The 23,028-nt window shown below is 37.0% G+C and carries 20 protein-coding genes and 1 riboswitch; of the genes, 6 read left to right on the top strand and 14 right to left on the bottom strand.

All coding sequences use genetic code 11. The annotated features are described in order from the left end of the window. Positions 1 to 98: 98 nt before the first annotated feature. Positions 99 to 200, bottom strand: a riboswitch (purine riboswitch). 208 nt (positions 201 to 408) lie between these two features. From B2C77_RS06400 to B2C77_RS06385, 4 genes are all read left to right on the top strand, one after another. Continuing rightward, positions 409 to 1,695 carry a M20/M25/M40 family metallo-hydrolase gene (locus B2C77_RS06400; RefSeq protein ID WP_077702874.1) on the top strand — a complete coding sequence of 429 codons (1,287 nt, stop codon included), beginning with the start codon at positions 409 to 411 and terminating at the stop codon, positions 1,693 to 1,695. A gap of 8 nt (positions 1,696 to 1,703) precedes the next feature. Beyond that, positions 1,704 to 2,495 (top strand): DUF3100 domain-containing protein, encoded by a 792-nt coding sequence (locus tag B2C77_RS06395; protein ID WP_077702873.1) that lies wholly within the window; start codon positions 1,704 to 1,706, stop codon positions 2,493 to 2,495. Then, entirely contained in the window at positions 2,492 to 2,977 is a 486-nt protein-coding gene (locus B2C77_RS06390; protein ID WP_077702872.1) for a hypothetical protein, read from the top strand. The genes B2C77_RS06395 and B2C77_RS06390 overlap by 4 nt, the downstream gene beginning before the upstream one ends. 624 nt (positions 2,978 to 3,601) lie before the next feature. Next, positions 3,602 to 5,080, top strand: a complete 1,479-nt coding sequence (locus B2C77_RS06385) for an APC family permease (protein ID WP_077702871.1) — start codon at positions 3,602 to 3,604, stop codon at positions 5,078 to 5,080. A gap of 204 nt (positions 5,081 to 5,284) precedes the next feature. On the opposite strand, the gene B2C77_RS06380 is transcribed toward B2C77_RS06385, so the two are convergent. The 8 genes from B2C77_RS06380 to B2C77_RS06350 form a co-directional block, all read right to left on the bottom strand. Beyond that, positions 5,285 to 6,904, bottom strand: a complete 1,620-nt coding sequence (locus tag B2C77_RS06380) for a long-chain fatty acid--CoA ligase (protein ID WP_077702870.1) — start codon at positions 6,902 to 6,904, stop codon at positions 5,285 to 5,287. 28 nt (positions 6,905 to 6,932) lie between these two features. Further along, positions 6,933 to 8,465, bottom strand: coding sequence for a class I adenylate-forming enzyme family protein (locus B2C77_RS06375; protein WP_077702869.1), 1,533 nt, complete (start codon positions 8,463 to 8,465; stop codon positions 6,933 to 6,935). Between the two features lie 462 nt (positions 8,466 to 8,927). After that, positions 8,928 to 9,071, bottom strand: a complete 144-nt coding sequence (locus tag B2C77_RS22005; RefSeq protein WP_254843947.1) for a CoA transferase — start codon at positions 9,069 to 9,071, stop codon at positions 8,928 to 8,930. Then, the gene (locus B2C77_RS06370; RefSeq protein ID WP_254843946.1) at positions 9,068 to 10,087 is read right to left on the bottom strand and encodes a CaiB/BaiF CoA transferase family protein; all 1,020 of its coding nucleotides are present in this window, start codon (positions 10,085 to 10,087) and stop codon (positions 9,068 to 9,070) included. The genes B2C77_RS22005 and B2C77_RS06370 overlap by 4 nt, the downstream gene beginning before the upstream one ends. 45 nt (positions 10,088 to 10,132) lie before the next feature. Further along, on the bottom strand, positions 10,133 to 11,284 hold the full coding sequence (locus B2C77_RS06365) for a thiolase family protein (protein ID WP_077702868.1): 1,152 nt from the start codon (positions 11,282 to 11,284) through the stop codon (positions 10,133 to 10,135). A 174-nt stretch (positions 11,285 to 11,458) separates the two neighbouring features. After that, positions 11,459 to 12,616, bottom strand: coding sequence for an acyl-CoA dehydrogenase family protein (locus B2C77_RS06360; RefSeq protein WP_077702867.1), 1,158 nt, complete (start codon positions 12,614 to 12,616; stop codon positions 11,459 to 11,461). Positions 12,617 to 12,804: 188 nt separating this feature from the next. Next, on the bottom strand, positions 12,805 to 13,572 hold the full coding sequence (locus B2C77_RS06355) for a 3-hydroxyacyl-CoA dehydrogenase (RefSeq protein ID WP_077702866.1): 768 nt from the start codon (positions 13,570 to 13,572) through the stop codon (positions 12,805 to 12,807). Between the two features lie 229 nt (positions 13,573 to 13,801). Next, positions 13,802 to 14,395 carry a TetR/AcrR family transcriptional regulator gene (locus B2C77_RS06350; protein ID WP_077702865.1) on the bottom strand — a complete coding sequence of 198 codons (594 nt, stop codon included), beginning with the start codon at positions 14,393 to 14,395 and terminating at the stop codon, positions 13,802 to 13,804. A gap of 348 nt (positions 14,396 to 14,743) precedes the next feature. On the opposite strand from B2C77_RS06350, the gene B2C77_RS06345 reads away from it, so the two are divergent. Both B2C77_RS06345 and srtD read left to right on the top strand, forming a co-directional pair. Then, positions 14,744 to 15,925 carry an LL-diaminopimelate aminotransferase gene (locus B2C77_RS06345; RefSeq protein WP_077702864.1) on the top strand — a complete coding sequence of 394 codons (1,182 nt, stop codon included), beginning with the start codon at positions 14,744 to 14,746 and terminating at the stop codon, positions 15,923 to 15,925. A gap of 146 nt (positions 15,926 to 16,071) precedes the next feature. Next, entirely contained in the window at positions 16,072 to 16,656 is a 585-nt protein-coding gene (srtD, locus tag B2C77_RS06340; RefSeq protein ID WP_077702863.1) for a class D sortase, LPxTATN-specific, read from the top strand. A gap of 261 nt (positions 16,657 to 16,917) precedes the next feature. Here srtD and xsc read toward each other — a convergent pair whose 3' ends face one another. The 6 genes from xsc to B2C77_RS06310 all read right to left on the bottom strand — a co-directional run bounded on the left by xsc (position 16,918) and on the right by B2C77_RS06310 (position 22,922). Then, positions 16,918 to 18,693, bottom strand: coding sequence for a sulfoacetaldehyde acetyltransferase (gene xsc / locus B2C77_RS06335; RefSeq protein WP_077702862.1), 1,776 nt, complete (start codon positions 18,691 to 18,693; stop codon positions 16,918 to 16,920). 297 nt (positions 18,694 to 18,990) lie between these two features. Next, positions 18,991 to 19,926: a selenium metabolism-associated LysR family transcriptional regulator gene (locus tag B2C77_RS06330; RefSeq protein ID WP_077706845.1), complete on the bottom strand. Its 936-nt coding sequence runs from the start codon at positions 19,924 to 19,926 to the stop codon at positions 18,991 to 18,993. 48 nt (positions 19,927 to 19,974) lie between these two features. After that, positions 19,975 to 21,363: an aminotransferase gene (locus B2C77_RS06325; protein WP_077702861.1), complete on the bottom strand. Its 1,389-nt coding sequence runs from the start codon at positions 21,361 to 21,363 to the stop codon at positions 19,975 to 19,977. Positions 21,364 to 21,514: 151 nt separating this feature from the next. Continuing rightward, positions 21,515 to 21,637, bottom strand: coding sequence for a hypothetical protein (locus B2C77_RS06320; protein WP_077702860.1), 123 nt, complete (start codon positions 21,635 to 21,637; stop codon positions 21,515 to 21,517). Then, on the bottom strand, positions 21,622 to 21,738 hold the full coding sequence (locus B2C77_RS22485) for a hypothetical protein (RefSeq protein WP_164085478.1): 117 nt from the start codon (positions 21,736 to 21,738) through the stop codon (positions 21,622 to 21,624). The genes B2C77_RS06320 and B2C77_RS22485 overlap by 16 nt, the downstream gene beginning before the upstream one ends. A 464-nt stretch (positions 21,739 to 22,202) precedes the next feature. Beyond that, a complete protein-coding gene (locus B2C77_RS06310) occupies positions 22,203 to 22,922 on the bottom strand; it encodes a GntR family transcriptional regulator (RefSeq protein WP_077702858.1) in 720 nt (239 codons plus the stop codon). Positions 22,923 to 23,028 lie beyond the last annotated feature (106 nt).

Below are 23,028 nucleotides of genomic sequence, written 5' to 3'. Positions count from 1 at the left end.
CCATAAAAAAAGTTCGGAATACACTGCCTTTCCATGAAAAAGCAATGTATTCCGAACTTTTAAAACGAAATAACAAAGAATAGACTATGCCATAATAGCATAAGCCATACCTTTTTCATAGTCAGTTTATTTACGGTAAACCGGTAGAAACTTGCAGGCCATATCCCCGCGATTATATGAAAGTTACGATTTAATTTGAATGGGATAAGTATAACATTCATTTCTAAAAAAACAACCCTATGTTAATTTGTTGCAAAAATCAAATATTACCTTGTTTCCCACTTATCAAACAATTAAAAAACGAACAATAAAACGTATATACTTAAAAATATTCGTTATTGACGAACTTTCAACATAGTGATAAGATAAATTCGTGTTTTTTCGACATATTTTACAGGGGGCATCCAAATGCAATTTAAACAACAATATGAAGCCATAAAACAGGTCGCTGAGGATATTTATTACCATCCTGAACTTGGATATAAAGAAAAACGTACAAAAAAACAAGTCATTGATTATTTAAAGGCAGTAAACCCTAATATTGACATTGAAAATTTTAGTTTAACTGGTTTTAAGACAAGCTTAGGAACTAAAGGAACAGATGATTTACACATTGCTTTTATCGCTGAATTAGATGCAGTCTATGCACCTACCCATATGTATGCTGATGAGCAAACAGGAGCAGCCCATAACTGCGGTCATTACTCACAAATAGCGATAGCTCTAGCACTCTATCAATATTTCTTTAAGACAAAAGCATATAAAAATTTAGATTTCAAACTAACATTCGTTTTTGTACCCGCAGAAGAATACTTAGATTTAACCTACCGTCAGCAATTGTTACAAGAAGGTCAAATTAGTCATTATGGTGGGAAACCAGAAGCTATGAAACTAGGTGTTTTTGATGACATCGACCTAAGTATATGTGTGCATGCCATTGGCGGAGAATTTTCTAAACGAACCATTGAAATTAATTGCGATTTAGCTGGTTTTTTATACAAAAAATACGCTTTTGAAGGTAAAGCTACACATGCTGGATTTGATCCATTTTCTTCTAAGAATGCGTATCATATGTCGACGCTGTTTAATACTGCAATCGGACTTAGTCGTCAACAATTAAAAGAGTCAGAGCATGTTCGAATTAATCCAATCATTATGGAATCGGATATGTCTACAAATGTTATCCCTAATCACATCGTAGTAGGAACAGACTTGCGAACCAAATCTGTAGACTATTTAAAAGAGACAGCGGAAAAATTGGACGATGCGGCGAAAGGAAGTGCCATGGCTCTACAAGGAAATGTAACGATTGATACACAAATGGGCTATTTACCATTCGTACAAGATAGGTATCTATCCACATTTGTTGAAGCAGCATTCCATAAAAACACTGAAATTGATGAAATACTAAATGGTAACTTTATTAGTGCTGCAGGGGATATAGGCGACCTTTCCTTTATAATGCCATGTATACAAATTGGCTATAGCGGCTTTACCGGAACCATCCATGGAGATGACTTTATAGATGTCGATCCTACGTTTATTTACGAGATATTTCCGAGATTTTTAGCACAAGTACTGGAACAAATGAGTGGAAGCATTGACAAAGCAAAGCTATATAAACAAAGCTATAAAGCTTATCAAGAACTAATCGCTTCCATTGTTCAAAATAACTCCAACCCAACAAAGAAATGAGGCAGAACATGAACAAAAACTTACTTTTTTTAATCGCTTTTGCATTAGTTATTATTACCATCTCCGAATTAATAGGTTTTCAAGCTATACCATTAGGACCGTTTACAATTGGACTACTTCCTTTAGTTTTTGCCATTATATTAACGATGTTCTTAGGTCTGAAATTATTTCGTAAAGGAATCATGAAAAAAATATACAGTGAAAAGAACATTCATTTTGCTAGCACATACCTGATTTTAATTATGCTCCCTTTAATGGCACGATACGGAGCGGATGTCGCACCACAAATTAGAGACATCTTGCAGGTCGGTTGGGTATTTGTTATTCAAGAACTTGGTAATTTAGGAACGGTGTTCATCGGGTTACCAGTTGCTATTTTGTTAGGTTTACGCCGAGAAGCAATTGGTGCTACGTTAGGAATTGGCCGTGAGGGAGAGCTTGCATATATTTCAGAAAAGTACACATTGGAATCTAAAGAAGGTCGGGGCGTTCTTTCCATCTACATTATTGGAACATTATTTGGGGCTATCTTTTTTAGCGTTTTTGCACCAATTTTACTCGATTTAGGAATCCGAATTGAAGCACTAGCTATGGCATCTGGTGTGGGATCAGGTAGTATGATGAGTGCAGCATCAGCAACATTAGTCGCGCGCATCCCTGAAATGGAAAGCACCATTCTTGCATATGCTTCTGCCAGCCAACTTCTCACTAGTTTTCTTGGCACCTTTACAATGGTATTTTTAGCTGCGCCTATTCAAGCATTTATGTATAAGAAACTAGTTCGAGGTGATAAAAAATGAGTATACCAAAAAATAAATATGTCAAATATGGTCTGATCCTTCTCTTAAGTGTAGCATTAATTTTGTTTACAATGGAAATTAAATTGATAAAAAACCCTGAGTCAACGCCTATAACAACGATGACCTTTGCTGGTCTTGGTGTATTGTGGCTATTTTCAATGATTGGTATTTTCATTTCTACTATTATGCAGAAATCCTCGGTGAAATTTATTCGCAATTTCCCGATCTTAGGCTGGGTTTCGATTACCTCGCTTTTATTATGTTTACTATCCGATTTTTTTGTCCAAGCAATTCAAGCAGTTGACTTTCTTTCAATAACTACACCAATATTAACCTTTGCGGGTATATCTGTTGCAAATCGTCTTGTTGATTTACGAAATACTTCATGGAAAGTTGCAATCGTAGCCGTCTTTGTTTTTACAGGAACATATGCAGGCAGTGCCTTACTTGCACAGGTTGGCTTGCATTTATCTGGAAATTAAGACCGTTTATCTTTTATAAACCGTGTAAACTTTGAATCATCGTTAAACACCTACTATTTGTAACAATGCAATCTTACTAGGTTGAATGATTCCATTTAAGGGTCATAAAATCAACAAACTAGGCATTAGTTAGCAATCACTAAATAGTAAAAGCTGAACAATCCCTTTATTATTGTTCAGCCTTTTTATATTCTTCGAGTAGAATTTTTAATAAAACAGTGTTACATTTTAGAGATTGCTCAAAAAACCCCTCCGAATGACAGTCCTTCATCGGAAAATATTAATTTACCTTTATATAATTTTTTAATATAAGTACAATACAAGATATTAATAGCGGAATATTCTAAAAAATATTGCTAATAATGCTTACCTATGTTTAAATAAACTCTAATACTACTATGTAACAATTACGACTTTTTTGAAATCATTCAAAATTTGGTTTATAGGTTTTCTAAAGCGTTAAAACAACGTAACTTGACTCATGGAAAAAATTACTGTTTCACCTCATACTAACTACAATATTCTTTAATCACCTTAGATATACTTGGGATAAGCCTTTCAATTTAAACTTTCCTATAGGATAAAATAAGTATCACAACCTTTTTTAGTAGAGGAGTATTTTATATGGAAAATCGAGAACAACTAACCAAATCCCTTAAACCTCATTGGGTATGGGCAATTGCTTTTGGTTCAGCAATTGGATGGGGAGCCTTCGTATTGCCAGTAGATTGGATGTCTATGGCTGGTCCGTTAGGAGTCATCCTCGGCTTTATCATTGGTGCCATTTTAATGATTATTATAGGAGTAAGTTACGGATTTCTTGTAGAAAAATTACCCGTCTCAGGCGGAGAGTTCACCTACGCTTATTATGGACTAGGAAGATACCATGCATTTTTATGCGGTTGGTTTCTTACATTAGGATATTTGTCTATCGTCGCTTTAAATGCGTCTGCTTTAGCATTACTTGGTAAGTTTTTATTTCCAACTTTTGTGGAAACAGGATTATTATACAGCATTGCAGGTTGGGACGTATATGCTATCGAGGTTATGATTGCCTGCATAGGATTAACAATTATTGCTTGGTTAAACATACGTGGAGCAAGAATTACTGGTTTTAGCCAATTTTTATTTTGTATCATTTTACTTAGTGGCGTGTTATTGCTTACCATTACTATGTTATTCCATTCTTCTAGTTCCTTTTCCAATTTACAGCCATTGTTTAAGCCAGAAATTGGCGCTGCTTCTTCCATCTTTGCTATCGTAGCCATAGCTCCTTGGGCATTCATCGGCTTCGACAATATTCCTCAAGCGGCTGAAGAATTTCATTTCTCCCCTAAAAAAACGTTTAAAATTATTGTTCTTGCACTTGTTTGCTCTGCTTTTGTCTATTGTTTAACCATTATTGCAACTGGTGTGAGCGAACCATGGGCTAATGCTTCGCAAGTTGGCTCTGCTTGGGGAACGGGGACAATTGTAGAAAATGCTTACGGTAAGTTTGGTGTATTCTTACTAGCCATAGCACTTATTATGGGGATCTTTACTGGGTTAAATGGCTTTTATATGTCTACTAGTCGCCTACTATTTGCCATGGGCAGGGCAAAAGTTTTACCTGCTATTTTTGGTAAATTACATACCAAACACCGCACCCCACATGTTGGTATAATATTTACTTTATTATTAACAGCTGCAGCGCCATTCTTTGGACGAGAAGCCTTATTATGGGTTGTTGATATGTCAGCACTTGGTGTGACCATTGCCTACTTTTATGCATGTTTTGTTGCTTACCGAATATTTGCTTGGTCTCGTACACATATTAAAAATAACAAACAAATTGTAGCACCAAAGAGAAAATTTTTTTTCTTTTTAGGCATACTTTGTGCAATAACATTTTTTCTATTATTAGTTGTTCCTGGCTCACCTGGATTTTTAAGCACACCTTCATGGATTGCTTTGTTGGTTTGGATCCTACTTGGAATTATTTTTTTCCTTATCCGTTTTCAAGTTTATTCAAGACTATCTCAACACGAACTAGATTATTCTATTTTAGGAACGGAATATATTGAAAAACAAACAGAGCCAGCTATTGAAAAGAAATTACCCTAGTTTAGTAGTAAATAAATTATATTTTCAATTTCATCCCCGACTAAATATTATTACAACAAACAAAGGGATAATCTAAAAAATTCTAGATAAATCGGGATTAGGTGCTGTTATCTCCCGCTTTGGCCGTTTCAACTCGCACCTTCCAATCTTTGAAGTGGGAGTATACAACACCTTCTACCCAAGATAAACTTATGCAATGCGTGTTTAAAATTCTTTCGTTAATTGCTGTTTCACTTCTTCTCGTAAAGCTGTTTTTAAAAATTTACCTACAGATGTTTTTGGTAACGCATCCATAAATAAAATGTCATCAGGCAGCCACCATTTTACAAATTGTGCTTCTAAAAATGCGTATAAATCCTGTTGACCTACAACGCTTCTATAATCATCTTTTAATACAACACAAGCAACTGGACGTTCTTGCCATTTTTCATGAGGAACGGATACAACAGCAGCCTCATACACTGCTTCGTGAGCCATTAGTGCATTTTCTAAATCTACCGATGAAATCCACTCTCCACCACTTTTTATTAAATCTTTCGTTCGATCAACAATTTTCACGAACCCTTCCTCATCAATGGTTACGACATCGCCCGTATACAGCCATCCATCAAGAAACGAATTGTCACTACGGTCATCTTTATAGTACGAGTCGGCAATCCAAGGTCCTCTGATCAGCAGCTCTCCCATTTCCCGACCATCTCTTTTTATATCTCCATTCTCATTTATAGCTTTTATTTCAATTCCTGGCACCGCCATTCCTTGTTTTGATTTTATATCTAATTTATCCATTTCTGACAGTTGTTTTTGGGAACTTTTTAATTTGGAAAATAAGGCTAACGGTGTCGTTTCAGTCATCCCATATGCATGAAAAAACGGTATTTTATGTTTCATTTCAAAGGCTTTTATCATTCCAAATGGCGCTGCAGAACCTCCGCATAATATTCCACGCAAACTATCAAGCTGGTACGTTTTCTTGTCTAATTCTTTTAATAAACCTAGCCAAATAGTAGGAACACCTGCTGTAATGGTTACTTTCTCTGTTTCTATTAATCTTGCTAAAATTTCAGGTGTTGGATAGGGACCTGGTAGAACTTGTTTAGCTCCCATCCATGTCGCTGCATGCGGCATCCCCCAAGCATTTGCATGAAACATTGGAACGACAGGCATAGAAACATCTTCTTCAGAAACAGCAGAAGTATCAGCTAGACTTAAAGCCATCGCATGAAGAACAAGACCCCTGTGCGAGTATACAACCCCTTTCGGCTTACCTGTTGTTCCTGATGTATAGCATAATTCTGCTGCTTCCTCTTCCTCCATGTCCTTTTTAAAAGCAAATGTAGCATCCCCATCTTCTAGAAACTGTTCATAATGTAAAAGAGAAGGTAATTTAGATGCAGGGACAACCTCCTCGTCTGTCATTACAATAATTGTTTCTACTGTCTCAAGCTGATCGAATATACTTTCTATCGCAGGTAAAAGCTCCTCATCGACAAGAATCACTTTATCTTCCGCATGGTTTATAATATATCCAAGTTGCTCAGCTGATAAGCGAATATTAATGGTATGCAAAATCGCACCAATAGATGGAACCGCAAAATAAGCTTCTAAATGGCGATGATGATTCCAAGCGAATGTCCCAACACGATCTCCTTTTTGTATCCCTAATTCCTTTAGTGCATGAGCTAACGCTCTTACTCTGCCACCAAGTTCCTTATACGTTAAACGATGCATATATTTTTGCGTTCTTGAAATAATTTCCTTGTTGGGAAAATAATTCTCTGCACGTTCGATTAACGATGTTATTAATAAAGGGCTATCCATCATACTTGCTCCACTCCTTTTTAATGATTTGCTAAGATGATGACTCTCCTGTTTGTAGCGCTTCTCTAAGACGATATTTCAAGATTTTTCCGGACGCATTGCGAGGTATGAAATTTTCTTTAATAAATTCTGTCGGTACTTTATGGCTAGCTAAATGTTGGCGACAAAACGTTTTTAGTTTTTCTACTTCCAAACTTTTACCTTCTTTTGCTACAACAATTGCAACAACTTTTTCTCCCCATATTTCATCTGGTAATCCAATTACTGTTGCTTCTAATACATCAGGGGATTGATAAAGAACTTGCTCTACTTCTGTAGAATAAATATTTTCACCACCGGATATAATCATATCTTTCTTTCGATCAACAAGGGTAATATACCCATCTTCATCTATGATTGCTAAATCTCCAGTATAAAGCCATCCGTCTCTCAGCGTTCGTCTTGTCTCTTCGGGATTTTTATAATATTCCTTCATCACCATTTCACTTTGAATAATAAATTCACCTACTTCATAAGGTGCAGCATCCTCTCCCCATTCATTGACGACTTTGACTTCCGTACAGAGCATAGCTTTTCCACCTGCACCCATTTTTGTCTTATGTTCCTCAGGCAACAATAGAACTCCACCTGGACCAGCTTCCGTTAAACCACACATATTGTAAAATTGATCGTGCTTAAATAAGTGCATCACTTTTTTCAATAAAGCGGTTGGCATCGGTGCAGCACCATAACCGCAACGTTTTACTGAAGAAAGGTCATAAGTTTCATAATTCGACACTTGGAGTAAGAAATTATACATGGTCGGCACGGCAAAGAAGAGAGAGATTTTATATTGTTCAATCGCTTGTAATACATGAGCGGGGTGAAAGTCTTGATGGATAATTTGCGTAGAACCTAGAAAAGTACCTGTAATCATAAATAGGTTTAATTGTGCGGAATGGAATAATGGCGCAACGTGAAGTAATTTGTCTGCAGGATCTATTTTCATCATAATGGCTGAGGTAAATGCGACATAAAGGATTCGATGGTGGTCAAATAAAGCCCCTTTTGGGTTTCCAGTTGTACCAGATGTGTATAATATTTCGGCATCATCTGATTCTGCAACTTCTACATTAGGTTCTAATACATTTTGCACACGAATATCATGTATCGTTTGTATGTTTTCATAAGCTTGATCACTGGCACAAATGCGTAACTTTATATTCGGATTATTTTCCGTAATTTGCCGAACTAAAGGGACATATGCTTCGTCAAAAAATAGAACAGAAATGTCTGCATCCTCCACAATATATTGTATTTCGCGTGCGGTTAAACGAAAGTTAATCGGTACAGCGATAGCTCCAATTTTCATAATGGCATAAAATACAATCATGAATTGATCGGAATTTTTCATTAAAACACCTATTTTTTCTCCTTTCCCTACATGATGTGTTAATAAACCGCTAGCAATCTTATTAACTTCGTCGTTGAGCTGCTTATATGTGTAGGAGTGATTTTCAAAACAAACAGCTTGCTTATCTGGAAACTGCCGCGCATTCCTAGCTAACGTCGATCTAACGTCGATCCTATATTCAAATCTATCCCTCCCATTTTAATTTTGTGTAACAAAGGCTGAGAGCGCCTGTTAAGCAACGTAGCGACTGGAGCGAATCAACGAAAGTTTTACGAAGCCTGCCACTAAAACAGAGGTATGCCGACACACTAAGGCAAAGTTTTTAGTCAGCCTTTCTACTTAGCACAAACCGATGGTGACTTAACTTAGACCAATGAAGTGAATTCGCCTAGTTGCTGGACAAGGCTATTCCGTTAATTCGGTATCCCAAAGCAACAATTTTTATACTTTCTTATTTCTTACAAAAACATACGTATTCCAACGTAAAAATGTTTCTACACTATAGGTCATTGTCAAGTTTTTTAGGACTTATCGTATAAGCAAAGTTTTCTAAAATAGCTAAAAAGATGGTACTTTTTTGTAAGTAGAGAAGTGTAATGAACGACTTGTACTTTTCCTCCTCCCCGTTTTCGTTTAATTTTCATCTTGTAAAGCTGCTGTAGAACTATGAGCTAAATATGGATCAAGCACTTCCTGATGCTCTCCATGCTTAGGCGCTGAAGAACGAATGCTTCCTGGTGTTTTAGAGAGTTTTATAGGTATCCCAATCTGCTTCACCTCCCAACTGTAGGATGGGGGATGGATACAACCATATCTCGTGCCTTTACTTGGGCATCTTTTTCTACTTCCGAAAAGTTTTGAACAGGGGATATACAAGCCTCTACACCTTCAAAAAGCTGTACCCATTCGTTTAATGATTTTTGTTGAATAACGGATTGAATTTCATACTTGACGCGATGCTGTTCAAGTAAAGGCGCGTGTTGATAAGCGATTAGCTCCCTTTTGCCAATCGTATCACAAAATACTTGCCAAAATTTCGGTTCCAATGCTCCTACCGCTAGCCATCTACCATCTTTCGTTTCATAAACTTCATAGCATGCTAATGCTCCACTTAAAGGCTGTTTTCCGCGTTCTGGTAATTCGTCTGTAGCAAAGTAATTGGGTAAGCTCGTTTGTAACCAAGCAAGAACGCCGTCCATCATCGATATATCTATGAATTGTCCTTCACCAGATGTCTTCCTCTCCCACAATGCAAGCATAATTCCTAATGCAGCAGGATAAGCACCGCCACCAATATCTGCAATTTGCGCAGCTGGTACAATTGGCTTGCCATTCTGTTCTCCTATGAGATGTAATAATCCCGCGTAGCTAAGGTAATTCAAATCATGGCCAGCTTTTGAAGCATATGGACCTGTTTGTCCATAGCCTGTAATCGAACAATAAATAATTCGCGAGTTAATCGTTTTTAATGTTTCATAATCTACGCCTAATCTTTTCATTACACCCGGTCGAAAAGATTCGAGAACAACATCTGCATCCTTGACCATGTTTAAAAAAATGGTTCGATCTGCTTCCCGTTTCAAATTTAAACAGACGCTCTTCTTGTTTCGGTTCAACGCGTGAAACATGGCACTGTCCTCATCAAGGAGAGGATAATAATTTCTAGCATAGTCACCCTTATCTTGATCTTCTACCTTAATAACCTCTGCACCAAAATCTGCAAGTAACATAGAACAATAGGGACCTGGCAATAATCGAGTCAAATCAAGTACACGGATGGCTGTAAGCGGCAAAAGAACACCTCCTTGTTTAAAATTTTACACCAAGCTTTTTTTCTATTAAGCTAAACGTTCAATAATTGTTGCATTCGCCATACCATGACCTTCGCACATGGTTTGTAATCCGTACCGTCCACCTGTACGTTCCAATTCATGTATCATAGTTGTCATTAATCTTGCCCCACTGGCTCCAAGCGGATGACCGAGCGCAATTGCACCACCATTTGGATTAAGACGTTTTGGATCTGCTCCAGTTTCATGCAACCAAGCTAAAGCTACAGAGGCAAAAGCTTCATTTACTTCAAAAACGTCGATATCGGAAATGCTTAATCGGGCTATACGTAATACTTTTTCCGTAGCAGGTATTGGTCCCGTCAGCATAAGCGTTGGGTCAGAGCCAATCACCGTACGTGCTAAGACCCGAAACTTTGGCTTTAACCCTAATTCGTTTGCTTTGTCACGAGACATTAGCAATAGCGCTGCTGCACCATCACTAATTTGACTGGAGTTGCCAGCAGTGATTTTTCCACCTTCTTGAAATGCAGCCTTTAATTCGCTTAACTTATCCAAACTTGTTTGTTCCCTCGGTCCTTCATCATACCTCAACAAATCCAATGATCCATCTGGTAAGTTTACTTCTAGTGGCATGATCTCCTTATTAAAGTAGCCCGATTTCATTGCTGCAATGGCTTTTTCATGACTTATGAGTGAAAACTCATCTAGTTGCTGGCGACTAAATCCCCATTTATCAGCAATTCGTTCTGCGGATAGCCCTTGATTAATGATTTCATATTTGGAGGTTAAATTTTCATTTATTGTAACCCCTTGCATATTGGACCCCATTGGAACACGCGTCATATTTTCCACGCCGCCGGCAATGACCACATCCATGTCTCCGCTCATAATCGCTTGAGAAGCAAAATGAACAGCTTGTTGACTCGATCCACATTGACGATCAATCGTTGTTCCAGGCACTTCAACTGGAAAATCAGCAATTAATGCAGCTTGCCTAGCAATATCAAACGCCTGCTCACCTACTTGAGACACACAACCGTAGATGACATCTTCTACTAGTCCAGGGTCAATGCCTACTCGTTCTATCAATGCTTGCAAAGGTTTTGCCGCTAAATCTTCTGCACGTTTTGCTGACAAACTCCCTTTACGCCTTCCAACTGGTGTTCTTACAGCCTCTATAATTACCGCTTCTCGCAATATATGATCATCCCTTCCATTTCTGATATATGTTATTACTGACTATTGCCTAATCCCGAGATGTAAACCCTTTCAATAAATAGATTCCATTTTCACATGCAAAAATAATCCTGTAAATATCTTTCTTCGTATATGGTGACTATTCCAATACGAACCACGGCAATTGTTATCTAACTATTCCGCATCTACTAATCCCATATTTTTGGCGATAATTAGTTTCATAATTTCATTAGAACCTGCATAAATAGATGACACAGCTACATCACGATATCTTCTTGCAATTTCAAACTCTTCCATATAACCATATCCACCATGTAATTGCATACAAATTGCTGCTACTTTCTTAGCTAAGTCTGTCGTCCACCACTTTGCCATGGACACCTCTGACACAATTTGCTCCCCAGCCATATGTTGTTCAATTAAACGATCAACAAACACATTGCCAATTTGCCACTCTGTATAAAGCTCAGCAAGTTGAAATTGTGTATGTTGAAATTCACTAATTCGCTTTCCAAATGCTTTTCGTTGTTTTACATATTCAGATGTGATTGTAATCATTTCTTTTATAGCTGCAACACTTTGCATACTTACTAATAACCGCTCCTGCTGCAACTTTTCCATCAAATAATAAAATCCTTTACCTTCTTCTCCCAGTAAATTCCCAGCTGGTACACGAGCATCTTCAAAAATTAATTCACATGTATCATTTGCGAGCTGTCCCATCTTTTTTAGCTTTTTCCCTTTTCGAAATCCTGGAGTATTAGCTTCTACAACGAGCAGGCTTATTCCTTTATAAGCAGGCTGGGCATGTAGGTTCGTTTTGCAAACGACGACCACTAAATCTGCGGAAGAACCATTTGTTATAAATGTTTTCTCTCCATTTACAATATAAGCATCCCCATCTTTTTTTGCCGTTGTTTGAATTGCTGCCAAATCAGACCCCGCCCCAGGCTCCGTCATCGCAATAGCAGAAATAATCTCTCCTTGTATCGCTTTAGGTAACCACCGTTTTTTTTGTTCTTCTGAACCATACGTATCTATATAAGGCATTACAATATCATTATGTAAGCCCAATCCTACCATTGCTGTGCCAATCCGTTCAAATTCTTCATTTAAAACAACCGAATACCTAAAGTCTGCTTCGAAACCACCATAGACTTCTTTAGCCCAAGAACATAGATAGCCTTGTTCCCCTGCTTTTTTCCAAAATGACCTTGGTATTTGCTGATTCACTTCCCAGTCAGCGAAATATGGAGCTGCTTCTTGTTCCAAAAATTTTCGTAATGAACTACGGAAAATCGCATGTTCTTCTTCTAAAAAATGTCTTTTCAGGCAAAAACCTCCTCCTAATACCGTTGAGAAAACCTAATCTAGCTTTTACTACAACTATATGTGCAATGTAGTTTTTTATAAAAACTCTCTTTTCTTCATAGATAGTCTATCTAATGCAAATCATGACAGTTTCTTCAACGACTAAGCCTACATTTTAATATTTTATATTGTATAAAGATTTCTATTTATCATTTGGGCTGCATACGTATGGCACCGTCTAATCGAATGATTTCTCCATTCAACATAGGATTTTCAATAATACTTTTTGCTAACTGTGCATATTCTTCGGGATAACCTAGCCTAGATGGAAACGGTGTCATTTCTCCTAACGCTTTTTTTGCTTTTTCAGGTAAGGAAGCAAATAACGGGGTTTCAAATAATCCAGGTGCAATCGTCATAACACGTATACCTATAGATGATAGATCTCTAGCGATCGGTAACGTCATTCCTGTTATTCCCCCTTTGGAAGCACTATAAGCCGCTTGACCAATTTGACCATCAAACGCTGCTACTGAAGCTGTATTAATAATAACTCCTCGCTCTCCATTTTCATTAACAGTATTAGCGGACATTTTTTGCGCAACAAGCCGAATGACATTAAACGTTCCAAGCAGATTTACTTCAATAACTTTTTTAAAAATTCCTAAATCATGTACCCCCTTTTTGCCTAGTGTTCTTTCTGCGGCGCCTATTCCTGCACAGTTAATAAGCATATCCACTTTTCCAAATTGATTTATCGTATTCTCTAATGCATCCTGTACACTTCTCTCATCAGTTACATTAACGTGATAATAATCTACTGCACTTCCGAGTTCTTCAGCTAGTAATGCACCATTCTTCTTTGCCAGATCAAAAATGACGGCTTTTCCACCTCCCTCTACAATTTTTCTTACTGTAGCTTCACCAAGGCCTGATGCACCACCAGTAACAACAGCAACCCCTTTTGCTATTTCCATTTAATCTCCTCCAACATGTAATTAAAATTTGCTTCTTAACAAGTAATTACTCTCCTCAAATACTATGGAAATTCCATATTCACATTCTACAATACAAATCTTTTTTAAAAATTCGGCTAATTATCTTATGGCAGAAAGACGCCATTGTCTTTCTTGCTATAAACCAAAAAAATGTATACTTTCCTATCGTGCTTATCGTCTATTCACTTTCGTTAGCAAGGACCTATTGTCACTTATTTGGTGACAACATTCGCAATAAGTAGATAGCAATATCTTCAGCAATCTCTGTCCTACTTTTTTCCCCGTCCTCAGCATACCATTGCGTTACCCAGTTCATCGAACCTAAAATTATATTTCGCACCACTTTTACATCTGTAACATCAAAGGTACCTTCATCTATTCCCTCTGTAATCATCTGATCAAAAATTTCGGCATACGTATCTCGAAGTTTAAAAATAACATCTAATTGTTTTGTATTAAATATTTGTTCTGGTTTTAACATCAATTCAAACCCAGAGCGTTCCTCCAATATATATTCAATATGAGAAATAATGGATTGATTAAGCTTTTTATCGATAGGAATTTGTTTTTGTTGAATTTGTTGTACTTTCCACAAACTCCGTTCCAATAGCATAATTTGACTCTGATACAGTAATTCCTGTTTATCTTTAAAATAGTAATAAACAGTTCCTTTTGTCATTAACAGCTTAGCAGCAATTTCTTCCATTGTAATTCCATTGTATCCTTTTTCCGATAGGACACGGATGGCCATACGAATGATTTCCTCTTTTTTTTCTGCTACTTTTTTCTCTCTCAAGGACATACCGTTTCACTTCCTTCCTCACCTTATTCATTATTCTAATTATTCTTTATTTAACTGTCAAGTTAATTTTCTAAAATTTAAAACTATATTACTATCTTACTATCTTACTATCTTACATTAATTATCTAATAATTATACGCTAAAAAATTGTTTTATATGGGGGTAAATAACAAATTTTATACACTTATTTTTATATTTTATGCTGACTAATTTAACCATTCGTCTTATAGTTGTTTAGTGAAAGCAAACATGGTTTCCTATAAAAATTTCATTTACCATTCTGTTTGTAAAAGTGGTATAATCATACTAATTTCAGTATAAGGATACACAACGATAAGGTGGTTACACATGAATATTAATCTAGCTGACAAAATGAAACATTTTCAAACATCTATTTTTAATGAACTTTCCAGCTATAAACAGAAAAAAATTAGCGAAGGGGTCAACATGATTGACTTGAGTGTAGGAAGCCCAGACCTTCCACCAGCATCATTCGTGATTGACGAACTTACAAAGCAAGTGCAAGACCCTGCACAATATGGCTATACCCTTACAGGTACGGATGAGTTACATGAAGCAATAGCAACCTATTATGGCAAACAATATCATGTACCGCTTATGCCAACACGAGAGGCTTTCATGGTCATGGGTTCCCAAGATGGTTTGGTTCACTTGCCAATGGTATTAACAAACCCTGGTGACACAATTCTTCTTCCTGATCCAGGTTATACAGCATACCATACGGGTGTAGCTTTAGCTGAAGCTGAACAATACCTCATGCCACTAAAAGCAGAAAATCATTTTCTTCCAGACCTTCATGCTATTCCAGAAGAAATTTTGCAAAAGTCAAAACTGATGATCCTTAATTTTCCGGGGAATCCTGTACCAGCTACGGCTACAAAAGCTTTTTTTGAAAAAGTAGTGGCTATTGCTAAAAAATATAACATTGCTATTTTACATGACTTTGCCTATTCAGAGCTTTACTATGACGAAAAACCAATTAGTTTTCTTTCGGTTGATGGTGCTAAAGAGGTTGGCGTAGAATTTAATTCATTCTCTAAAAGTTTCAATTTAGCTGGGTGCAGAATTGGCTATATAGTAGGGAATGAACAAATAGTAGACGGGCTAAAACGTTTGAAATCTAATTTAGATTTTGGTGTTTTTTTACCAATACAAAAAACAGCAATTTGCGCACTGGAACATGCATCTTTCTTCACACAAAAATTACGCAACGTCTATAAAGCACGTAGAGATCTTTTAGTCACTGGTTTTCATAATGCTGGATGGAAGGTTGCTTCACCGAAAGCATCCATGTTTATTTGGGCTAAAGTTCCCAAAAATTATACATCCACTGCATTCGCTTATAAACTAATGGATGAAGCAGGAATTGTTGTCGTGCCCGGGAATGCTTTTGGTCCTTCAGGAGAAGGGTATGTACGTATTGGCTTAGTACAGCCAGAAGAAGTGCTAAACGAAGCAGTGCAAAGATTACAAAAAAGTGCCTTATTTACTCCTGTCAATATGGGATAGAAATTTACACAACTTGATTTCTATGCGGTATGAGAGTAAAAAATTTCATGCTTTACGAACCTATCCAACATCGTATATGATTAAAATATACTGTAAGAAAATTTTATCATTTAAAACCTTATTAAAATCTTTGGGTAGAGGTGGGAATGTTGTTAAGGACTTTTTCAATCATTTTAATTGTGTGCGGAATAGCCATTCTAGGCTATGGTGGGTTTCAGCTTTATCATTCAAAGGCAATGGAAAGTGAGCGGATGGAAGAAGCAGAATCATTTGTTTCCCATAAAATAATTTCGGATGTAGAAGATGTAGAAAAATTTAATTATGATGCGTTCAAACAAGGAGATACAGTCGGCGTTCTTTATATTCCAAAGCTTGATCGAGAATTACCAATCATTGAAGGTGTAGATGAAGACGACCTAGCTCAAGGTGTTGGTCATTATACCGGTACAGGGTTTCCAGGAGAAAACAAACAAATTTTATTATCTGGACATCGTGATACCGTGTTTAGAAATTTTGACCAATTACAAGATGGAGATGAATTCCATGTAAAAATGAAACAAGGAACCTTTGTTTATACAATGCAGGATCATAAAATTGTCGCTGCAGATGATACAACGGTTATAGATCCAGACAGAAAAAACGAAGTATTAACGATATCTACATGCTATCCTTTTTCCTACATCGGGGACGCGCCAGATCGTTATGTTATTTACGCTTACCCAACGAAATAGATTGTTTTATAGGATAACGGATGACTCATACTTGTTATTTACAAATCGTTCTAGCAAATGAAGCGAGCTACAACCTTCTTCAGAACAAACGTCCTTAGCAACGATTCTTTAAATTAAAAACACTTGGCTTGTCGCCAAGTGTTTCCTATAGAACAAAGGAATTTCCTTAACTCCAAGCACCTCATTTTATACTTTCTTATCCCTTCAACGACAAAAACTCACTGCCCCTCATTGGATGCAGTGAGTTTTTATTTTCTCGTCTTATTTACCCCAAGTTTCATAATCTAAATGCTTATATTTATCCAATAGACGTGTAGGCATCTTCAGTGCGTCTTTTCTAAACGGGGGAGCTAGCTGCGTACCATCAACCATAATGTTTAATACAGCTGGCTTTCTTTGTTGAAGTACATGATTTACAACTTCAGCAATAGCTTCTGGTTGCTCTATGGTATATCCCAATGCCCCCATTGATTTCGCTACTTCTGTAAAATCAGGTGCTTCAATATCAGACCCAATAAAGCGGTTATCATAGTAATCAACTTGATTTTTCTTCTCGGCTGCCCAAGACTTATTGTTGAATACGCAAGCAATAACTGGAATATTTTGTTCTAAAGCTGTACTTACCTCATGCAAACTCATCCCCCATGCTCCATCGCCAATAATTGCAACTACTGGAGAGCTTGGTTCAGCCAATTGTGCACCTAAAGCTGCAGGATAAGCAAATCCAGTGTTTCCAAACGTTAAAGCAGCAATATGTCGCCGTGTTTGAGTGAATTTCAAATACGCATTAGCCGTAGATGAGACGTTACCTATATCTGTTGAGATAATTGTATTCTCTGGCAAAGCTTTCGTCAGTTCAAGTAAAGCCCGACGCGGATTAATTGGCTCCCCTTCTACCATAGCAAGATCAATAAGTTCTTGCTCCCAATCTTGTTTTCGTTTACTAACTGCTGTTAATCGTTCGTCATTACTTTTTCTTTTAGGAACAGACTTCTCTAATTGTTCATAAATAGCTTCTGCAGAAGATTTCGCATCACCAATAATCCCAATTTCAACAGGATGGGTTCTAGCAATATTTCTCGGGTTAATATCAACTTGAATAATTTTAGCCTGTTTAGGAAAATAGTCGATATCATAGCAAGGCAAAGTTCCAAAAACAGACAGCCGTGTACCAATTGCTAAAACTACATCAGCTTCTTGTAATGTATACATAGCCGCCTTAGACCCCATGTAACCAATAGGACCCACTGCTAATGGGTGATCTGCAGGAAATGCATCATTATGCATATACGAAACAGCAACAGGAATAGTTAAATGCTCAGCAATTTTACTTACCACATCAACGGCATCAGCATCTACTACACCTCGTCCAGATAGGATAACTGGATTTTCAGCTTGCTGTAATAATGTGACAGCATCACTTATTGCAGCAGGGTCGCCATTTCCTCGTTTATCAACACGATATTGACGGGGAGAAAGAATTTGATCTTCTAGTTCACCGTAAAATAAGTCACGTGGGATATCATAAAGAACCGGCCCTCTTTCCGCATACGCAATTCGAAACGCTGTCCGCAAACAATCCGCTACCCTACTTTTATGAGTAACCCTAACTGTCTCTTTGGTAATGGATTGAAAAATGGATACTTGATCTGCTTCTTGAAAACCATCCCAGCCTATCGTCGGCGTCCCAGCTGACGGGGAAATAACAACCATAGGTGTATGGGCTTGGTTTGCTGCTGCAACTGATGTAACCATATTTGTAATTCCAGGACCATTTTGCCCAATGACTACACCGGCGACTCCTGACACGCGTGTATAAGCATCTGCCATATGAGCTGCGCTTTGTTCATGCCGTACTGGCAAAAATCGAATACCTGCAGTTGGAAATAAATCTAACATATCCATAAAAGCTGATCCGACAATACCATACACTTCTTTGACGTTTTCTGCAACTAACGTTTCAACAATCGCCTCACTAGGCGTCATTTTCATTTTATTACCTACTTGTTTACTTTCCGCATACTGTTGTTTTACCATAACCAATGCCTCCCTTTGATTATATCCTCTTTAGAAAAAATGGTTTATCGCAAAATCGCTATGACGAAATCTTTCGTTTTACTGATACGATTCTTCTTAATACAAAGTTCTGTAAGACTATCCTTTCATACTTAGAAATGCCAAGTTACAAAAAACTAACTGGGGAATAACAGCACATAAATCCCTTCTTCTTTCAAGTGTTCTTGAAATCCTATCCTATCATTGAGCTGCTTACGAGTAATAGCGAAAAAAGGAACCCTAATGAATGGAAAATTCAATTTATTTAACGTGAATTCATTAAACAACACCTAATCGATTTGTGGAAATATTGCCCTCTAGTTCTATAGCCATCTTTCTCAATTCATCCATAAACAATTCTGTAGTTGAAGTTAAGATCTGACCTTTTCGAAACACCAAATAGAAATGTCGGTTAAACGCAACGTTTTTTATGCTATAGGACGTTAGTAAGCCTAATTGCTTCTCTTTTAAAATTGCGTTTTTAGAAATAAAAGAAGCTCCTAACCCTGATTCTACTACCGCTTTAATTGCTTCAGTACTGCCCAATTCCATTACAATGTTCAAATCATGAAAAGAAACTCCCGCTCGTTTTAAATATTGCTCCACAACTTCACGCGTGCCAGAACCGTTTTCACGTATGATTAAAGGAATGTTTTTTAATTGATCTAACGTTATTTGCTTTTCAAGAAAAGGAAAATAATCGACTTTCGTTACTAAGCAGAGTTCATCTTCTAATATTGGATGCATCACGATGTGCTTATCATTAATTGGAGTCTCGATTAATCCTACATGTACGACCTGATCCTTTATATGATGAACAATTGAAGTTGAATTAGAAATTTTTGCTTGCATATGAATAAGTGGATACTTCTCTTTGAAACGCTTTAAAAAATGCGGTAAAATGTATTCTCCAATTGTTAAGCTACACCCTATTTTTAAATCTCCATATATTTTTTCTTCTATTTTTAAAATTTCTTTTCGAGCCAAATTGCTTAGCTGAACAATATTTCTAGCATACTTTAACAAAATTTCTCCCGATTGGGTTAACTTAACTGTTTTCGTCGTTCTTTCAAATAACTTAGTTTGTAATTCTTCTTCGAGAGCTTTTATCTGTGAGGTAATCGTCGGTTGCGTAACAAATAACTTCTTCGCAGCTTCTGAAAAACTGTTTTTCTCAGCTACTGCAATAAACGTTTGTAATCGCTCATAGTTCACGTTACGCCATCCCCCCATTTTATCTACTCTTTGTTATTACTTCAGGTTCTATAATGGAATACTTCCAGAAATATTACTACCAAAGAGATGATTAAAAACATCTGTTACCGTCTCCACTAGAAACATCAAATCTTCTTCCGTACTTGTTAATGGTGGAGCAATGATGATGACATTATTTTGGCCAGGTACCGTATCGCCATTTCGTCCAATAATTAATCCTCTGTGCTTGCAGTTTTGCAATATTTCCACCATTTTTTCATCTTCTAACGGTTCTTTTGTTACTTTATCCTTGACCATTTCCAAGCCTACCAAGAAACCAATCTGTCTCACTTCACCAACATAATCATACTTTGTTAGTCGCTGCAACGTGTTTAAGTGACTTTTAGCAAGATCGTGTACACGTTGCACTACATTTTCCCGTTCAATAATTTCAATATTTTTTAGCGCTACTGCACACGCTGCAGGATGTCCGCCATATGTGGATACATGTCGAAAATGGTTATCTTTGCCGACGTTTTTAAATGATTGATAGATTTTATCTTTTACAGCAGTTGCACCTAATGGTAAATAACCACTTGTTAATCCTTTTGCCATCGTTACGATATCAGGTTGTACCCCATTTGCATGCATAAACCCAAACATTTCTCCCGTTCTGCCAAAACCGGAAACGACTTCATCCATGATGAGCAAGACATTGTATCGATTGCAAATGTCTTGAACTCGTTCAATATACTCCATAGAGGGAATGATAACTCCACCACCAGAAATAAACGGTTCCATTATAAATGCGGCTACTGTTTCTTCTCCTTCCCAACGAATGGTCTCCTCTACCAATTGCGCAGTTTTTAAATCAGACTCTTCTTTTGTACCATTAAAAATCGACCGATAAGCATATGGTGGATAGACGTGTAAAAACCCTGGAACAGCCGGATCATATTTTACACGTCTATTTGCTTGTGCAGTAGCACTTAATGCACCTAAAGTAGTCCCATGATAGCTCCGATAACGGGAGATGATTTTATATTTTTCCGGATTCCCGGTCTGTTTGTGATACTGTCTCGCAATCTTAAAAGCGGTTTCATTTGCTTCCGAACCACTATTTGAAAAAAAGCATTGGTAGTTTCCGCCTAATAAATCACTCAGCTTCGTAGCTAACTGCAATGCAGGTTGGTGACTCATCGTTAATGGAAAATAGGTTAATTTCCCCATTTGTTCTGCACATGCTTCAATAATTTCTTGCCTTCCATGCCCTAGATTTAAACACCATAAACCCGAAACACCATCCAAATAGCGATTCCCAGCCTCATCTGTAAACCAACCGCCCTCTCCTTTAACCGCAACCAACTGCTTCGCTTGCGGATCATGCCGATGCATGGCATGCCATAAGTGTGATGGCTTCTCTTCTGTAACAGAACGCATTTCCATTTTCTCCTTCATTCCCAAATCCCCCTTTTTAAAATTATACAGATACATATTCTGATAAGGCTGTAGATAATGGTATATACGGTAAATCAAAAGCGGCTGCAACTTTCTCATGTGTTATATTTCCGTAAACTGTATTCACACCATTCGCTAAGGATGCATGTAATTAAATCGTCTTGTTTAATCCTTGATTAGCTATTAACATGCCATACTGACAGGTAGTATTTGTTAAGGATAGTGTAGCTGTTCTAGCTACAAACCCAGGGATATTAGCTACTGCATAAGGCAATACATCATGTTTTTCTTATATTGGTTAAACATGTGTCGTAATAATTCAATGGATCCCCCCTTATCCACTGCTACATCAATAATTACCGATCCTTTGGACATGCCTTTTACCATGGATGACCATGACTAATAAATGTCATAGCTCCAGACGATGTAAATGCAACGCGACGTTCATTATTTTTAATCTCTTTTGGCACACGAATAATCATTCAGGCACCTCCTCATACTTTATATTTAGCTGTTTTTTACTTATTTGTTATTGCTTAAAAATGCCTTTGATGCATGTTAACTACCGTTGTACACAATGATTCATCAGGACATCCGTACCAGTTGAATGATTGTGATCACACATATTATATACAATTATCACCCTATATTTCAATTTATTATAAAAATTCAGATATTAATAATTAAAATACTATTTATAAGCATTTATTATGAGTTATTTACAAAATATCCCAAAAACGAACGACCTAATTAAACTATTGTAAGCCGACTCCAGCAAGTCTTTTCTTCCCTCCATACACTCCATGAAGTACCCGCTTATTACATGTATGCAACACAACTTAACCAAATTTGCGAGACAGCTTTATTTTAAACGCATATAAATCACTTTTATAGAAGGCTTCTTCAAATTCTATGATCTCCCCTGCTCCATTTTTTATAATTCTTTCGGCAATGAGTACATGTTTGTCTTTTTCTATACAAAGATAAGGTCGATCTTCTTCGTAAATATGACCGCTTGATATTGTTTGATCCGCCTCCGCAAATGTAATCCCTAATTCATTTTCCAGCAAATCGTATAGGGTCGCATTATTAAGATCATATTGCAGCAGTTTTTCACCAATCCATATAGGATAATAGTGACGCTCCACTCCAATAGGGATCTGATCTGCGTAACGTATTCTTTTTATAAAATATGCTTCTCTTAATCCAGTTTGCTCTTGAATATAACTTGGAGTTGTTGTTTTATAATTTGTAATTAGTTGCGCGCCAGGCTCCATCCCCATATGTTGAATTGTTTCTGTTGTACTACGCAAATTTCCAAGCCAATCGTGAATTGGTTTTAAAGAAACAAATGTCCCTTTTCCATGCCTTTTTTCTACAATTCCTTCTCGTACTAATAGCGTGATAGCTTCCCTTACTGTACTCCTACTTACATTATATGTATGCATGAATTGACGTTCACTTGGTATTTGACCTTGCAATTCGCCATTTTCTACTTGCTTTTCAATTATTTCCTTCAACTGTACATGTAAAGGAACTGAATTCGTATAATCGAGCACGTAGTCTCCCCCCTCGATTTATTTATTTTATCATAACATAATTTCAGAAAAACTTGGCTTATACGATAACCGAGAAGCCTCTACGTCCTATAGGAAAAATAGAAGT

It is taken from the genome of Virgibacillus dokdonensis (genome assembly GCF_900166595.1).
Taxonomy (GTDB): domain Bacteria; phylum Bacillota; class Bacilli; order Bacillales; family Amphibacillaceae; genus Virgibacillus; species Virgibacillus dokdonensis.
The sequence above is the reverse complement of the archived record's forward strand: the minus strand, read 5'-3'. Positions and strand labels throughout refer to the sequence as shown.

Bases quoted from the DNA above. Each gene is read 5' to 3' on its own strand.
- B2C77_RS06400 (WP_077702874.1), top strand. From the start codon at position 409: ATGCAATTTAAACAACAATATGAAGCCATAAAACAGGTCGCTGAGGAT.
- B2C77_RS06395 (WP_077702873.1), top strand. From the start codon at position 1,704: ATGAACAAAAACTTACTTTTTTTAATCGCTTTTGCATTAGTTATTATT.
- B2C77_RS06390 (WP_077702872.1), top strand. From the start codon at position 2,492: ATGAGTATACCAAAAAATAAATATGTCAAATATGGTCTGATCCTTCTC.
- B2C77_RS06385 (WP_077702871.1), top strand. From the start codon at position 3,602: ATGGAAAATCGAGAACAACTAACCAAATCCCTTAAACCTCATTGGGTA.
- B2C77_RS06380 (WP_077702870.1), bottom strand. From the start codon at position 6,904: ATGATGGATAGCCCTTTATTAATAACATCGTTAATCGAACGTGCAGAG.
- B2C77_RS06355 (WP_077702866.1), bottom strand. From the start codon at position 13,572: ATGGAAATAGCAAAAGGGGTTGCTGTTGTTACTGGTGGTGCATCAGGC.
- B2C77_RS06350 (WP_077702865.1), bottom strand. From the start codon at position 14,395: ATGTCCTTGAGAGAGAAAAAAGTAGCAGAAAAAAAAGAGGAAATCATT.
- B2C77_RS06345 (WP_077702864.1), top strand. From the start codon at position 14,744: ATGAATATTAATCTAGCTGACAAAATGAAACATTTTCAAACATCTATT.
- srtD (WP_077702863.1), top strand. From the start codon at position 16,072: ATGTTGTTAAGGACTTTTTCAATCATTTTAATTGTGTGCGGAATAGCC.
- xsc (WP_077702862.1), bottom strand. From the start codon at position 18,693: ATGGTAAAACAACAGTATGCGGAAAGTAAACAAGTAGGTAATAAAATG.
- B2C77_RS06325 (WP_077702861.1), bottom strand. From the start codon at position 21,363: ATGAAGGAGAAAATGGAAATGCGTTCTGTTACAGAAGAGAAGCCATCA.
- B2C77_RS22485 (WP_164085478.1), bottom strand. From the start codon at position 21,738: ATGTCCAAAGGATCGGTAATTATTGATGTAGCAGTGGATAAGGGGGGA.